Annotated in this window: 12 protein-coding genes and 1 tRNA gene; 6 read left to right on the top strand and 7 right to left on the bottom strand. The window is 62.9% G+C overall.

Annotated features, from left to right (window positions below):
- Positions 1-15: 15 nt before the first annotated feature.
- The 4 genes from sdhA to QQK25_RS00905 all read right to left on the bottom strand — a co-directional run bounded on the left by sdhA (position 16) and on the right by QQK25_RS00905 (position 3,387).
- Positions 16-1,809, bottom strand: a complete 1,794-nt coding sequence (sdhA, locus tag QQK25_RS00920) for a succinate dehydrogenase flavoprotein subunit (protein WP_284186320.1) — start codon at positions 1,807-1,809, stop codon at positions 16-18.
- On the bottom strand, positions 1,810-2,157 hold the full coding sequence (sdhD, locus tag QQK25_RS00915; RefSeq protein WP_194271218.1) for a succinate dehydrogenase, hydrophobic membrane anchor protein: 348 nt from the start codon (positions 2,155-2,157) through the stop codon (positions 1,810-1,812).
- Entirely contained in the window at positions 2,151-2,540 is a 390-nt protein-coding gene (gene sdhC, locus QQK25_RS00910; RefSeq protein ID WP_153161645.1) for a succinate dehydrogenase, cytochrome b556 subunit, read from the bottom strand. Before sdhC ends, sdhD begins: the two co-directional genes overlap by 7 nt.
- 118 nt (positions 2,541-2,658) lie before the next feature.
- Positions 2,659-3,387, bottom strand: coding sequence for a GntR family transcriptional regulator (locus QQK25_RS00905; RefSeq protein WP_153161646.1), 729 nt, complete (start codon positions 3,385-3,387; stop codon positions 2,659-2,661).
- Between the two features lie 228 nt (positions 3,388-3,615).
- Here QQK25_RS00905 and QQK25_RS00900 point away from each other — a divergent pair, with 228 nt between their 5' ends.
- Both QQK25_RS00900 and QQK25_RS00895 read left to right on the top strand, forming a co-directional pair.
- On the top strand, positions 3,616-4,608 hold the full coding sequence (locus QQK25_RS00900) for a malate dehydrogenase (protein WP_284186319.1): 993 nt from the start codon (positions 3,616-3,618) through the stop codon (positions 4,606-4,608).
- A gap of 113 nt (positions 4,609-4,721) precedes the next feature.
- Positions 4,722-5,711 (top strand): HpcH/HpaI aldolase/citrate lyase family protein, encoded by a 990-nt coding sequence (locus QQK25_RS00895; protein ID WP_284186318.1) that lies wholly within the window; start codon positions 4,722-4,724, stop codon positions 5,709-5,711.
- 50 nt (positions 5,712-5,761) lie between these two features.
- On the opposite strand, the gene QQK25_RS00890 is transcribed toward QQK25_RS00895, so the two are convergent.
- On the bottom strand, positions 5,762-7,006 hold the full coding sequence (locus QQK25_RS00890; protein WP_153161649.1) for a nitronate monooxygenase: 1,245 nt from the start codon (positions 7,004-7,006) through the stop codon (positions 5,762-5,764).
- Positions 7,007-7,268: 262 nt separating this feature from the next.
- Between QQK25_RS00890 and QQK25_RS00885 the strand changes: the two genes are divergently transcribed.
- Positions 7,269-8,165, top strand: coding sequence for an adenylate/guanylate cyclase domain-containing protein (locus QQK25_RS00885; RefSeq protein ID WP_153161650.1), 897 nt, complete (start codon positions 7,269-7,271; stop codon positions 8,163-8,165).
- A gap of 36 nt (positions 8,166-8,201) precedes the next feature.
- Here the strand turns inward: QQK25_RS00885 and QQK25_RS00880 are convergent, their stop codons facing one another.
- Positions 8,202-9,155 (bottom strand): alpha/beta hydrolase, encoded by a 954-nt coding sequence (locus QQK25_RS00880; protein ID WP_284186317.1) that lies wholly within the window; start codon positions 9,153-9,155, stop codon positions 8,202-8,204.
- 126 nt (positions 9,156-9,281) lie between these two features.
- Positions 9,282-9,366: transfer RNA gene (locus QQK25_RS00875), tRNA-Leu, on the bottom strand.
- 58 nt (positions 9,367-9,424) lie between these two features.
- On the opposite strand from QQK25_RS00875, the gene queA reads away from it, so the two are divergent.
- The 3 genes from queA (at position 9,425) to QQK25_RS00860 (ending at position 12,567) form a co-directional block, all read left to right on the top strand.
- Complete coding sequence (gene queA, locus QQK25_RS00870) at positions 9,425-10,453, top strand: tRNA preQ1(34) S-adenosylmethionine ribosyltransferase-isomerase QueA (protein ID WP_284186316.1); 1,029 nt, start codon at positions 9,425-9,427, stop codon at positions 10,451-10,453.
- A complete protein-coding gene (tgt, locus tag QQK25_RS00865) occupies positions 10,450-11,562 on the top strand; it encodes a tRNA guanosine(34) transglycosylase Tgt (RefSeq protein ID WP_284186315.1) in 1,113 nt (370 codons plus the stop codon). Before queA ends, tgt begins: the two co-directional genes overlap by 4 nt.
- Positions 11,563-11,634: 72 nt before the next feature.
- Positions 11,635-12,567, top strand: coding sequence for a bifunctional riboflavin kinase/FAD synthetase (locus tag QQK25_RS00860; protein ID WP_284186314.1), 933 nt, complete (start codon positions 11,635-11,637; stop codon positions 12,565-12,567).
- The last annotated feature ends 15 nt before the right edge of the window (positions 12,568-12,582 follow it).

Raw genomic sequence — 12,582 nt, 5'->3', positions numbered from 1 at the left:
TAATCTCCGGAACGCTCAGTAGGTACGCTTGGCCAGCGCGATCGGCTCGACGTCGGCGGACATCGGCTGCAGATTGACCGGCTTGTAGTCGAGGCGGTTGCCCTCGCTGTACCACAGCGTGTGCTTGAGCCAATTCTTGTCGTCACGGCCGTTGGGGGTCTCGGCGCAATCGAGTGCATCATCACGCACGTGGGCACCGCGGGATTCCTTGCGGGCCTCGGCGGAGATCATGGTCGCCTTGGCGACTTCGATCAGGTTGTCGAGTTCGAGGGCTTCGGTGCGAGCGGTGTTCCAGACCTTGGACTTGTCCTTGATCTGGGTATGCTTGGCGCGCTCGGCCACTTCGAGGATCTTCTCGACGCCTTCCTTGAGCATGTCGGCAAAACGGAACACGCCGGCGTGCTTCTGCATCGTGCGCTGCATGTCGAGACGAACGTCGTTGACTTCAACGCCGCTGGTCTGGGTTTCGAGACGGGCGATACGGGCCAGGGACACATCGGCGGCGTCGTCCGGCAGCGGCTTGAGCGTGAGCTGGCCGGAGCGGAAGTCGGCAACCACAGTCTCACCGGCGGACTTGCCGAACACCAGCAGGTCGAGCAGCGAGTTAGTGCCCAGACGGTTGGCGCCGTGCACCGATGCGCAGGCGCATTCGCCAGCGGCGTAGAAGCCGGAAACCGGGACGTTCGGGTTGCCGTCCTTCGGGACGATGACCTGACCCTTGTAGTTGGTCGGAATACCGCCCATCTGGTAATGGCAGGTCGGCACAACCGGGATCGGGGCCTTGATCGGATCGACGCCAGCAAACTGGATCGAGATTTCACGAATGCCGGGCAGGCGCTTCATGATGGTCTCGGGGGACAGGTGGGTGATGTCGAGGAGCACGTGATCCTTCTCGGAACCACAGCCACGGCCTTCGTTGATCTCGGTGACCATCGAACGCGACACGACGTCACGGGAGGCCAGATCCTTCAGGTTCGGGGCATAGCGTTCCATGAAGCGCTCGCCGGCGGCGTTACGCAGGATGCCGCCCTCGCCACGCACGCCTTCGGTGATCAGCACGCCAGCGCCGGCCACGCCCGTCGGGTGGAACTGCCAGAACTCCATGTCTTCCAGCGGAATGCCGGCACGAGCCGCCATACCGACACCGTCGCCGGTGTTGATGAAGGCATTGGTGGAGCTGTAGTAGATACGACCGGCACCGCCGGTGGCGAAGATGGTCGCCTTGGCGTGGAAGATCGAAACCTCACCGGTTTCCATTTCCATGGCGGTCACACCCAGCACATCGCCGTCGGCGTTGCGGATCAGGTCCATCGCCATCCATTCGACGAAGAACTGGGTGTTCGCGCGCACATTGCGCTGATACAGCGCGTGCAGCATCGCGTGACCGGTACGGTCGGCCGCGGCACAGGAGCGAGACACCGGGGTCTGGCCGTAGTTCTGCGAGTGACCGCCGAACGGACGCTGGTAGATCTTGCCGTTGTCGGTACGGTCGAACGGCATGCCGTAGTGTTCGAGTTCGACGACGACTTCGTTGGCCTTCTTGACCATGAACTCGATCGCATCCTGGTCACCCAGCCAGTCCGACCCCTTGACGGTGTCGTACATGTGCCAGTGCCAGTTGTCTTCGGTCGAGTTACCCAGGGAAGCGGCAACACCGCCCTGCGCAGCAACGGTGTGGGAGCGGGTCGGGAAGACCTTGGTCAGGACGGCCGTCTTGAGGCCGGCTTCGGAGAGCTGGAGCGCCGCCCGCAGGCCGGCGCCACCGGCACCGACGATAACCGCGTCAAAAGTATGCTTAGCGACTTTCACTTACAGCCTCCAGAGAATCTGAGCAGCCCAGCCGGCGTAGCCGATGAGCGCGAGGGCAACGATCGAATGCAGGGTAAGACGGATACCCGTGGGCTTGATGTAGTCCATGAAGATGTCACGCACGCCGATCCAGGCGTGGAAGAACAGCGACATGAAGAACAGGAAGGTCGCGAACTTCATGAAGCCGCCGCTGAAGACACCGCGCCAGCTCTCGTAGGAGCCATCAGGCATGGTCAGGACGCAAATTGCAATAATGACGGTATAGAGTGCCATCACGACAGCCGTGACGCGCTGGGCGAGCCAGTCGCGGAAACCGTAGTGGGCACCAACAATGACGGGCTTTACCATAGCTTGGTCACCAGAAGGGCAGTGAGAACGAGACTGACGATCAGCACCATGCGGGCGCTCTTGACCGAAGATTCCTTGTCGACGCCGACGTGCAAGTCAAGCAGCAGGAAACGGATGCCGGCACAGAAATGGTGCAGGTACGCCCACACCAGGCCACTCAGGATGAGTTTGACAAAAGGATTCCCGACAATCTTGGCGAATTCAGCATAGGATTCCGGAGAGCCCACGCTGGCGCCGAAGAGCGCAAGCAGCACCGGCAGCATGAGGAACAGACCAGCGCCGCTCACCCGATGCAGAATCGAGACCTTCCCGGCAAGCGGGAGCCTGATCTCGTTCAGCGCCAGATGCTTCGGGCGCTGTTTCTTCAAAATCACCTCTGTCATAAGATTTCCCTCTAACAATAGCAACTCGCAAGTCGCTCATTTCCCACACAAACAAAATTATAAGTATATACCCTTACCATCAACTGACAGGCCGGGCCCTCCCATCAATTCAAAACCGTCAATTCAATTCGTTAAGATAATAATGATCCGCCGTCAGATAAAGCCCCCGACGCCATTCAACCGGCCGATCGCCATAGGTGTAGGTTACCCGTTCGACGGACAGCAGCGGCGTACCTTCCGCGACATTGAGGGTTTCGCTGGTCATACGGTCGGCCGCAACCGCGCGGATCCGCTCTTCGGCACGGATCATCCGCACACCGAAGCGGCTTTCGAACAGACTATATAGGGAACCATGCGAGCCCTGCAGAACCTCCATGGTCAGACCCTGGAAGATCTCACCCGGCAGATAGATCTCATCCACCACCACCGGCTTTCCTGCAAAACGCAGCAGACGCCGCAGGATGGTGACAGGCGCACCGAGCTCGATGCCCAGCATGCGCGCAGCCTCGTTCCCCGCCTTGGCCTTCCAGCAATCAAGCGGTACGCTTTGCGGATGCGCGAGATCGCCATCCATGGGAACAAGCCGGAGGAATCTGAACAGCGCACGGGGATCGTTATGGGAAGCGACGTAGGTGCCCTTGCCCTGCTTGCGAACCAGGAGGTTCTCGGCCGCCATCTCATCGATGGCCTTACGCACCGTACCCTGGCTTACACTGAAGCGGATGGCGAGTTCCTGTTCACTGGGAATCGCCTGCCCCGGGCGCCACTCGCCGGACTCCAAAGCATTAAGCATCAGATTCTTGATCTGACGGTACAGGGGGCTGAAGGTGGGCGAGTCGTGTCGCATGCGTGTATTTGAACACACTTTCGAAAGACAGTCTATAATCAGTCTTATATCTTATATAAGATATAAGACAAGGAAATTGACAGCCTTTCCAAATGCTCCTACGATTCGAACGTTGACCGGCTCAGCGCCAGCGCCAACCCAAGATCAGCATCGCGGCGACTCGCTGGCGGCGCGAATCAGCAGTGAATTAGTTTCGATAACACTTTCTATGTAGAGGGAGTTTCAATAATGGCAAAAGCCCCCGTTCGTGTCGCAGTCACCGGCGCCGCCGGTCAGATCGGTTACAGCCTCCTGTTCCGCATCGCCAGTGGCGAAATGCTGGGCAAGGATCAGCCCGTCATCCTCCAGTTGCTCGACCTCCCGCAAGCCCAGAAGGCTGTCAAGGGCGTCATGATGGAACTGGAAGACTGTGCCTTCCCGCTGCTGGCCGGCATGATTGCCACCGACGACCCCAATGTCGCCTTCAAGGACGCCCAAGTCTGCCTGCTGGTCGGCGCCCGTCCGCGCGGCCCCGGCATGGAGCGCAAGGATCTGCTGACCGAAAACGCCAAGATCTTCACCGTTCAGGGCGCCGCCATCGGCCAGTTCGCTGATCCGAACGTCAAGGTGCTGGTTGTGGGCAACCCCTGCAACACCAACGCCTACATCGCCAAGGAAATCGCCGTCAAGTACGGCCGCGTCAATGCCAAGAACTTCACCGGCATGCTGCGTCTGGACCACAACCGCGCCCTGTCCCAGCTGGCCACCAAGTCCGGCCGTGACGTCTCCAGCCTGAAGAACCTGGTCGTCTGGGGCAACCACTCCCCCACGATGTACGCCGACTACCGCGCCGTCACCTCCAATGGCGACAGCGTCAAGGGTCTGATCAACGACGACGCCTGGAACCGCGACGTGTTCCTGCCCACCGTCGGCAAGCGTGGCGCTGCGATCATCGAAGCCCGCGGCCTGTCCTCCGCTGCCTCGGCCGCCAACGCCGCCATCGACCACATCCGTGACTGGGTGCTCGGCTCCAACGGCGAATGGGTCACCATGGGCATCCCGTCCGATGGCTCCTACGGCATCCCCGAAGGCATCATCTACGGCTTCCCGGTCACCACCGAAAACGGCGAGTACAAGATTGTCCAGGGCCTGGAAATCGACGAGTTCTCCCGTGAGCGCATGACCCACACACTGAACGAGCTGCTCGAAGAGCGTGACGGCGTGAAGGATCTGCTGGCCTGATCGCCGCAGTTCTCAGCCGGTCAGAACGCGGGGGCAGAAATGCTCCCGCGTTTTTCGTTCACGCCGTTTTTTGCTACCCTCCTCCGCCTGCCAGATCACTTCGAGTATCCGCCATGTCCGCCTTGCCGCATCCCGACCACGTGCTCTTCCAGGGCGAAAAGCCCTTCCCCATCCTCCCAGCCGTCGACCATTACGCTGGCAGTGAAAAGCTGATGCGCAAGGCCCTGAGCCTTCAGCATGAGCTCGGGCCGGTGTTCGACATCACCTGTGACTGCGAGGATGGCGCCCACGCCGGCGCCGAGGCAGAGCACGCGGCGATGGCAGCGGAACTCGTCATGTCCGGTGACAACCGCTTCGGCCGCGTCGGTGCCCGCATCCACGACATCACCCACGCCCACTGGGAGCAGGACGTAGACATCCTGGTCGGCCAGGCCGGCGAGCGGCTCGCCTTCCTGACCATCCCCAAGCCCCGCAGCGTCGCCGATGCCGCCCACCAGATCGAGGCGATCCGCAACGCCGAAGAACGCCACGGCATCAAGCGGGAGATTCCGGTTCATGTGCTCATCGAGACCCACGGCGCCCTGCGCGACGCCTGGGAGATCGCTGCACTGGATCGTGTGGAATCCCTCGACTTCGGTCTGATGGATTTCGTCAGCGGTCACCACGGCGCAATCCCCGGCGCGGTGATGCGCAGCCCCGGCCAGTTTGAACACCCGCTGGTCATTCGCGCCAAGTGCGATATCTCCGCCGCAGCCCTCGCCAACGGCGTCGTGCCCTCCCACAACGTCACCACCGAGCTCAAGGATCTGGCCTACATCCGCCACGACGCCGAGCGTGCCCGCAAGGAGTTCGGTTATCTGCGCATGTGGAGCATTCACCCGAACCAGATCGTCCCGATCGTCGAAGCCATGCGCCCCGACTTCACCGAAGTCGAGGAGGCGGCGAGCATCCTGATCGCTGCCCAGGACAAGCACTGGGGTCCGATCCAGCACGCCGGAAAGCTGCACGACCGGGCGTCCTACCGTTATTACTGGGAACTTCTCAAGCGCGCCCGCAGTACCGGAATGGACATTCCGGGTGACGCCTTGAAGCGATTCTTCTGACAATAAAAAACCCGGCGCAAGGCCGGGTTTTTTATTGCGGAAACCGCAGATCAATCAGGCAGCGCAATCTTGTTGTCGGTGCTGAACTGATAGTCGTTGAAGACGTGCTCGGCAGAGAGGATCTGGTAGCTGCCGTCTTCCGCCTTGCGGGTGGTGTCCTTCAGGCGATAGGTGTAGTGCCCGCAGGTCCAGCAGTCGAAGTTGCGCATGTGGGTGCACAGACAGGTCTTATCCATCACCGACACCCGCTTGGCGCCCGGATGAGCCGCGACTTCGCGGTTGTAGGCCTGGATGTAGGCACAGCTGCCGTTGGCGTCGAGCAGATAGCCATAGGCCTCGCAGTTCGGGCGGATGCCGGAGCCGATGGCTGGGCTGTTGGTGAGCATCCGCATCGGGTAGCCGGTCGGCGACACCTGATTCACGACGATGTTTTCTTCGCTGGCGCGGAAATACTCCTGCTGCACCTTCTCGGGCAGACCACATTCGGTGGTAACCGTGAAACGAGTCGCCACCTGCACGGCCGCAGCGCCGTTTTCGAGGAAGGACACCGCATCGCTACCGGTGAAGATGCCACCCGCCGGGATCAGCGGAATGTCGAGTTTCTCGGCAATCAGCCAGGCATGGATCTCGGCGACGATGGTGGCCAGGTCGTACTGCGCCCAGTCCATGCCAAAACCCAGGTGACCACCGGCAAGCGGGCCTTCGACCACCACGTAGTCGGGGAGGCGGTTGGTGCGCGCGCTCTTGCGCAGGAAAAGCTGCAGCGCCCGCAGCGACGACACGATGATGCCGAGCTTGGCATCACGGAAACGGGGATGATCCTCGATCAGCGCGAACGAACCCAGGTGCAGGCCGGCAGCAAGCGTGATGCCATCGACGCCAGCATCCAGCGCAGTGGCCAGACGCACCCGAAGGGTTTCCTTCGGGGCGTTCATCGTGAGCTTTTCCATGCAGTTCACGAAGATCATGCCGGGGCCCTTCTTGGCCTCCATCGTCTTGCCCACGTGCAGGCGGGTCGCCTCGGCAAGCTGGCCGAGATCGAACTGGACGACCGACTTGTCGGGGTTCTCGACGTTGTACTTGTAGAGCTTGAGCTTTTCCTTGACGTATTTGGTATTGAATCGGCGATCGGCTACCGTCTTGACCATCGCATCCGAGATGTGACCTATTCCGCCCAGCCGCGCCACTTCCAACGCCAGGTCAGCGGTGGAGATATCCACCCCCATCCCGCCAACCACGATGGGCACCAGCTCCTGCTTGCCAAAGCGCAGACGGAAATCATCAACTCGTTTCATGAAACTCCTTCCAGACAGACCTGACGCATCAAGGACGATCGCCAAGCGAAATATGTAGCCGAATACATCATTATCCCACCTCACAGCCCCCCTTGAGGCCGTTTAGATCAAGGAAAATTCAATCTACCTCTTAAAACCGACTGCCGCCCGCTTCAGACCGACAGGCGGCGCGACAGATGGGGGCAAAATTTGTTACCTTCCGGTGTGCGGAAAAAGTCACGTAGTCCGCTAAAATCACGGCTCGCTAGCCAACCACTATCAGATGTCGGACTCCTCTCACCCCGCCAAGGAATGCGCTGTCCTGTTTGCCGATCTTGTGGGCAGCACACAGCTATATCAGCGCGTGGGTGACACTTCGGCGTTCGAGGTTGTCGACCGCAGCATCCGCGCCATGCGGATCGCTGTCGAAACCAAGCGTGGCCGCGTCGTCAAGCACACCGGCGACGGCCTGATGGCCGTCTTCAGCGATGCCGACAGCGCTGCCGACGCCACCCTGGCGATCCACCAGACCCTGAAGGAACTCCCCAGCACCGCCGAGCAGCAACGTCTGGCCGTGCGCATCGGTTTTCACTTCGGGGCCGTCGTCGCCAGCGGTACGGATGTTTTCGGCGACACCGTCAATTTCGCCGCCCGCCTGGCCGAACTCGCGTCGCCGGGCAAGGCCATCACTTCGAGCGAAACCGCCCGCCGGCTCGGGCCCGAATGGCGGTCGGTGCTGCACGCCCTGCCGCCCCGGGTGATTCGCGGCGTGACCCGCCCGGTGGAGCTGTGCGAGTTGATGTGCGAAGCGGTGGGCGAACTCACCATCGTCCAGAGCGATCACTTCCTGCTCGACACCGAGCCGGAGCTGCGCCTTTATCTCGACTCGACCTCGCTGGTGCTCAATTCAACCCGACCGAGCGCTCGCATCGGACGCGATCCGGCAGCCGATCTGGTCGTGGGCGACACTCAGTCGTCGCGGCGCCATGCGGAGATCGAACTGCGTGGCGACAAGTTCGTGCTCATCGACCGCAGCAGCAACGGCACCTTCGTGCAGATCGAAGGCGAACGGGAATTCCTGCTATCCCGCGAGGAGGTCGTGCTGCGGGGCCGTGGCCAGTTTGCCCTCGGCCGCAGCTGCTCCAGCAGCCCTCACGTGGTCAGCTTCGTCTGCATCTAGGCTGACGCAGGCCGGGCACGCCGCCCAGGCCAAACATCACCCCAGCAGCGCAGCCCTCAGCGCACCCCCTGCCCGCTCCACCGCCTTCACCGCCTGCGGAAAATACTTTCCCAGCGAGAAGAAGCCGTGGACCATGCCTTCGAACTCATGCACAGTCACCGGCACTCCGGCTTCACCGAGCAGCGCTGCGTAGGCCTTGCCGTCATCGGTGAGCGGATCGCATTCGGCGAGGATGAAGGTGGCCGGCGGCAGGCCGTCGAAACGCCCGGCATTGATCGGCGATGCGCGCCAGTCCTGCCAGTCGTCCTGATTGGGCAGGTAGCGCTCGAAGAACCACGCGAGGCTCTCGGTATCCAGAAAGTAGCCGCTGGCAAACTCGCGCCGGGACGGGCGCTGGCTGAGGATGTCGGTGCACGGGTAGATCAGCAGCTGCAGCGCGGCCTGGGGGCCGTTGGCGTTACGCAGCTGGAGGGCCGTGACGGCGCTCAGCGTGCCGCCTGCACTATCGCCGGCCAGCGCAAAACGGCTCGGATCGATCCCCAGCAACACTGCATTGGCGAGGCTCCAGGTCACGGCGCGCAGTGCGTCTTCAACGGCGGTCGGAAACGGATGTTCGGGCGCCAGCCGGTAATCCACCGACAGCACGGCCACGCCGCCGAGATGCGCCAGCTCGCGGCACAGGCCGTCGTAGCTCGCCACATCGCCGATGCACCAGCCTCCACCGTGAAAATAGAAAGCCACCGGCAGGATATCGTCCGGACCAGCCGAGAGCGGCCGGTAAAGCCGCGCCATGATCACGCCATCCTTCGCGTGGGTCGCCGGAATCGGCACTTCGGTCACCGATGACACGGCTCGTGCTTCGGGCCCGAAGGTGCCTTGAAGCTTCTCGAAGGAACGTCGGGCCTGATGCGTATCCAGCTCGTGGAAACGCGGCGCACCGACGCGATAAATCATGGCAAGCAGGGCCTGGGCTTGGGGGTCGAGGGCCATGGCGGCTAATCCGGGAGCGACAGAAGGGAAAATCAGGAGATGCAGAAACCAATCGGGCCAAATTTGCACCAAAAACGGAAAAACCAGCCCGTTTTTTGCTACAATTTTCTAACCCATTGATTTTATTGGTGCCGGGAGTGGGACTCGAACCCACACACCTTGCGGCGGCGGATTTTGAATCCGCTGCGTCTACCGATTCCGCCATCCCGGCATGGGAAGCCGCACATTATCTACGAATCTGCTTATTGCATCAACTCGCCCCAAGACTCATGGCCTGGACCCTAGACGATTTCGATTACCCGCTCCCTCAGGAACTGATTGCCCAGGCTCCCCTCGACCGCCGCACCGACAGCCGCCTGCTGCAGGTTGGCCCGCAGCTGGCCGACCTGCATTTTGCCGATCTTCCCGCCCTGCTTTCCCCAGGTGACCTGCTGGTCTTCAACGACACCCGGGTGATCCACGCCCGCCTGTTCGGCACCAAGGACACCGGCGGCCAGGTCGAGGTGATGATCGAGCGCCCGCTGGGCGCCCACGAAGCCCTCGCCCAGATCCGCGCCAGCAAGTCACCCAAGCCGGGCACCCGGCTGATGCTCGAAGGCGCGCTTGAAGTCGAAGTACTCGGCCGCGCCGGCGAGTTCTTCCACCTGCGCTTCCCGGCCGGCGAGGATCTCGTCGTACTGCTCGAAAGGCACGGGCGTCTGCCGCTGCCGCCGTACATCGAGCGCGCCGCCGGCAATACCGACGAATCCCGTTACCAGACGGTTTTCGCGAAGAATCCGGGCTCGGTCGCCGCACCCACCGCCGGCCTTCACTTCGACGAACCCCTCCTCGCTCGCCTCGCCCAGATGGGCGTGAATAGCGCCTTCGTGACGCTCAACGTGGGCGCCGGCACCTTCCAGCCGGTGCGCGTCCACGATCTGTCCGAACACAAGATGCACACCGAGGCCTACTTCGTGCCCCAGGCCACCGTCGATGCCATCGCCGCCACCAAGGCCGCCGGCAAGCGCGTGGTGTGTGTCGGCACCACCAGCATGCGGGCACTGGAATCCTGCGCCAAGGGTGGCCAGGCTGTCGCCGGCGAGGCCGAGAGCGACCTGTTCATCCTGCCGGGCTACCACTTCAACGTGGCCGACGCGCTCATCACCAACTTCCACCTGCCGAAATCCACGCTGCTGATGCTCGTCTCCGCCTTCGCCGGCATGGACACCATCCGCCGCGCCTACGCCCACGCCATCGCCGAGCGCTACCGCTTCTTCAGCTACGGCGACGCCATGTTCCTGACCCGGACTTCCGAATGAAATACGAACTCCTCGCCACTGACGGCGCCGCCCGTCGCGGCCGCCTCACCCTCAACCACGGCACCGTCGACACCCCGGCCTTCATGCCGGTCGGCACCTACGGCTCGGTGAAGGGCATCTCGCCGCAGGACCTGCGCGACATCGGCGCCCAGATCTGCCTGGGCAACACCTTCCACCTGTGGCTGCGCCCGGGCCTTGAGGTGATGGAAGCCTTCGGCGGCCTGCATCAGTTCATGGCCTGGGACGGCCCGATCCTCACCGACTCCGGCGGCTTCCAGGTGTTCTCGCTGGGCGCCCTGCGCAAGATCACCGAGGAAGGCGTGCGCTTTTCGTCGCCGGTCAATGGCGACAAGCTCTTCCTCACCCCCGAGGAATCCATGCGCATCCAGAAGGTGCTGAACTCCGACGTGGTGATGATCTTCGACGAGTGCACACCCTACCCCGCCACCGTCACCGAAGCCGCCGATTCCATGCGCCTGTCGCAACGCTGGGCGCGTCGTTCGCGGGACGAGTTCGATCGCCTCGAAAACAACAACGCCCTCTTCGGCATCGTCCAGGGCGGCATGTTTGAAAACCTGCGCGACGAATCCCTGGCCGGGCTCGAGGAGATCGGCTTCCACGGCTACGCCATCGGCGGCCTGTCGGTGGGCGAGCCCAAGGACGACATGCAGCGCATCCTGCACCACACCGCGCCGCGCCTGCCCAAGGACAAGCCCCGCTACCTGATGGGCGTGGGCACGCCGGAAGACATCGTCTTCGCGGTGCAGGCCGGCATCGACATGTTCGATTGCGTGATGCCCACCCGCAACGCCCGCAACGGCTGGCTGTTCACCCGCCACGGCGACATCAAGATCCGCAACGCCCGCCACAAGTCCGACACCCGACCGCTCGACGAGACCTGCGACTGCTACACCTGCCGCAACTTCTCGCGGGGCTACCTGCACCACCTCAACCGCCTCAACGAGATCCTCGGCGCGCGGCTCGCCACCATCCACAACCTGCACTATTACCAGCAGCTGATGCGCGACCTGCGCGACGCCATCGCCAGCGGCACCCTCACCGACTACGTCGCCCGCTTCCACCGCGAACGCGCCGGCCAGGGCGCCTGAAGCCTGCTCGGGCGCCGGCTTCGCCGGCCGGCGCCTTGCCGCTATAATCGCCCCTTTGCCCGAAATCCGTCCATGCAGGTCTTCCGTGGAATCCCCGAGCGAGCCCAACATGGCTGCGTGCTGACCATCGGCAACTTCGATGGCGTGCACCGCGGCCATCAGTCGCTGCTGGCCAAGCTCTCCGCCAAGGCGCTGACCACCGGTCTGCCCGCTGCGGTGATGACCTTCGAGCCCCACCCGCGGGAATACTTCGCCCACGAGAACCGCCCCCGGCGCCTCACCTCCCTGCGCGAGAAGATCCAGCTGCTCGAAGCCCGGGGTGTCGACCGCCTCTACATCGCCCGCTTCAACCAGCGCTTCGCCGGCCTCACCGCCGAGGCCTTCATCGAAGACGTGCTGATCCAGGGCCTCGGCGTGCGCCACCTGCTGATTGGCGACGATTTCCGCTTCGGCAAGGGGCGCACCGGCAACTTCGAGATGCTCCGCAGCGTGGGCGAACAGGTCGGCTTCACCGTCGAAGCCATGCACACCGTCGACCACGAAGGCGAGCGGGTTTCCAGCTCTGCCGTGCGCGCCGCGCTGGCCGAAGGCGACATGCCCCACGCCGCCCGCCTCCTCGGCCGGCCTTACAGCATCAGCGGGCGCGTGCTGCACGGCGACAAGATCGGCCGCACCATCGGCTTTCCCACCGCCAACATCCAGCTCAAACACCGCAGCCCGCCGCTGATGGGCATCTACACCGTCAGCGTCGAAGGCCTGGCCGATAAGCCGTGGCCCGGCGTGGCCAGCGTCGGCGTACGTCCCACCATCAACGACGCCGGCCGACCCAGCCTCGAAGTGCATCTCTTCGACTGGAACACCGAATGCTACGACGCCCACCTGCGCGTCAATTTCCTGCGCAAGCAGCGCGATGAGGAGCGCTACGACAGCCTCGACGCCCTCACCGCCCAGATCGCCCGCGACGCCGACGAGGCCCGCGCCTACTTCGCCCAGAATCCTCTCTGAATTCCACAGGCCGCA

It is taken from the genome of Zoogloea oryzae (assembly GCF_030161255.1).
GTDB classification, from domain to species: domain Bacteria; phylum Pseudomonadota; class Gammaproteobacteria; order Burkholderiales; family Rhodocyclaceae; genus Zoogloea; species Zoogloea oryzae.
Note: the sequence above shows the minus strand (reverse complement) of the source record. Positions and strands in the feature narration are given on the sequence as shown.

What these genes read in the sequence shown, in the direction of transcription:
- QQK25_RS00860 (WP_284186314.1), top strand. Translation starts at nt 11,635, where the DNA reads ATGCAGGTCTTCCGTGGAATCCCCGAGCGAGCCCAACATGGCTGCGTG.
- QQK25_RS00880 (WP_284186317.1), bottom strand. Translation starts at nt 9,155, where the DNA reads ATGGCCCTCGACCCCCAAGCCCAGGCCCTGCTTGCCATGATTTATCGC.
- sdhD (WP_194271218.1), bottom strand. Translation starts at nt 2,157, where the DNA reads ATGGTAAAGCCCGTCATTGTTGGTGCCCACTACGGTTTCCGCGACTGG.
- QQK25_RS00900 (WP_284186319.1), top strand. Translation starts at nt 3,616, where the DNA reads ATGGCAAAAGCCCCCGTTCGTGTCGCAGTCACCGGCGCCGCCGGTCAG.
- QQK25_RS00890 (WP_153161649.1), bottom strand. Translation starts at nt 7,006, where the DNA reads ATGAAACGAGTTGATGATTTCCGTCTGCGCTTTGGCAAGCAGGAGCTG.
- QQK25_RS00885 (WP_153161650.1), top strand. Translation starts at nt 7,269, where the DNA reads ATGTCGGACTCCTCTCACCCCGCCAAGGAATGCGCTGTCCTGTTTGCC.
- queA (WP_284186316.1), top strand. Translation starts at nt 9,425, where the DNA reads ATGGCCTGGACCCTAGACGATTTCGATTACCCGCTCCCTCAGGAACTG.
- tgt (WP_284186315.1), top strand. Translation starts at nt 10,450, where the DNA reads ATGAAATACGAACTCCTCGCCACTGACGGCGCCGCCCGTCGCGGCCGC.
- sdhC (WP_153161645.1), bottom strand. Translation starts at nt 2,540, where the DNA reads ATGACAGAGGTGATTTTGAAGAAACAGCGCCCGAAGCATCTGGCGCTG.
- QQK25_RS00895 (WP_284186318.1), top strand. Translation starts at nt 4,722, where the DNA reads ATGTCCGCCTTGCCGCATCCCGACCACGTGCTCTTCCAGGGCGAAAAG.
- QQK25_RS00905 (WP_153161646.1), bottom strand. Translation starts at nt 3,387, where the DNA reads ATGCGACACGACTCGCCCACCTTCAGCCCCCTGTACCGTCAGATCAAG.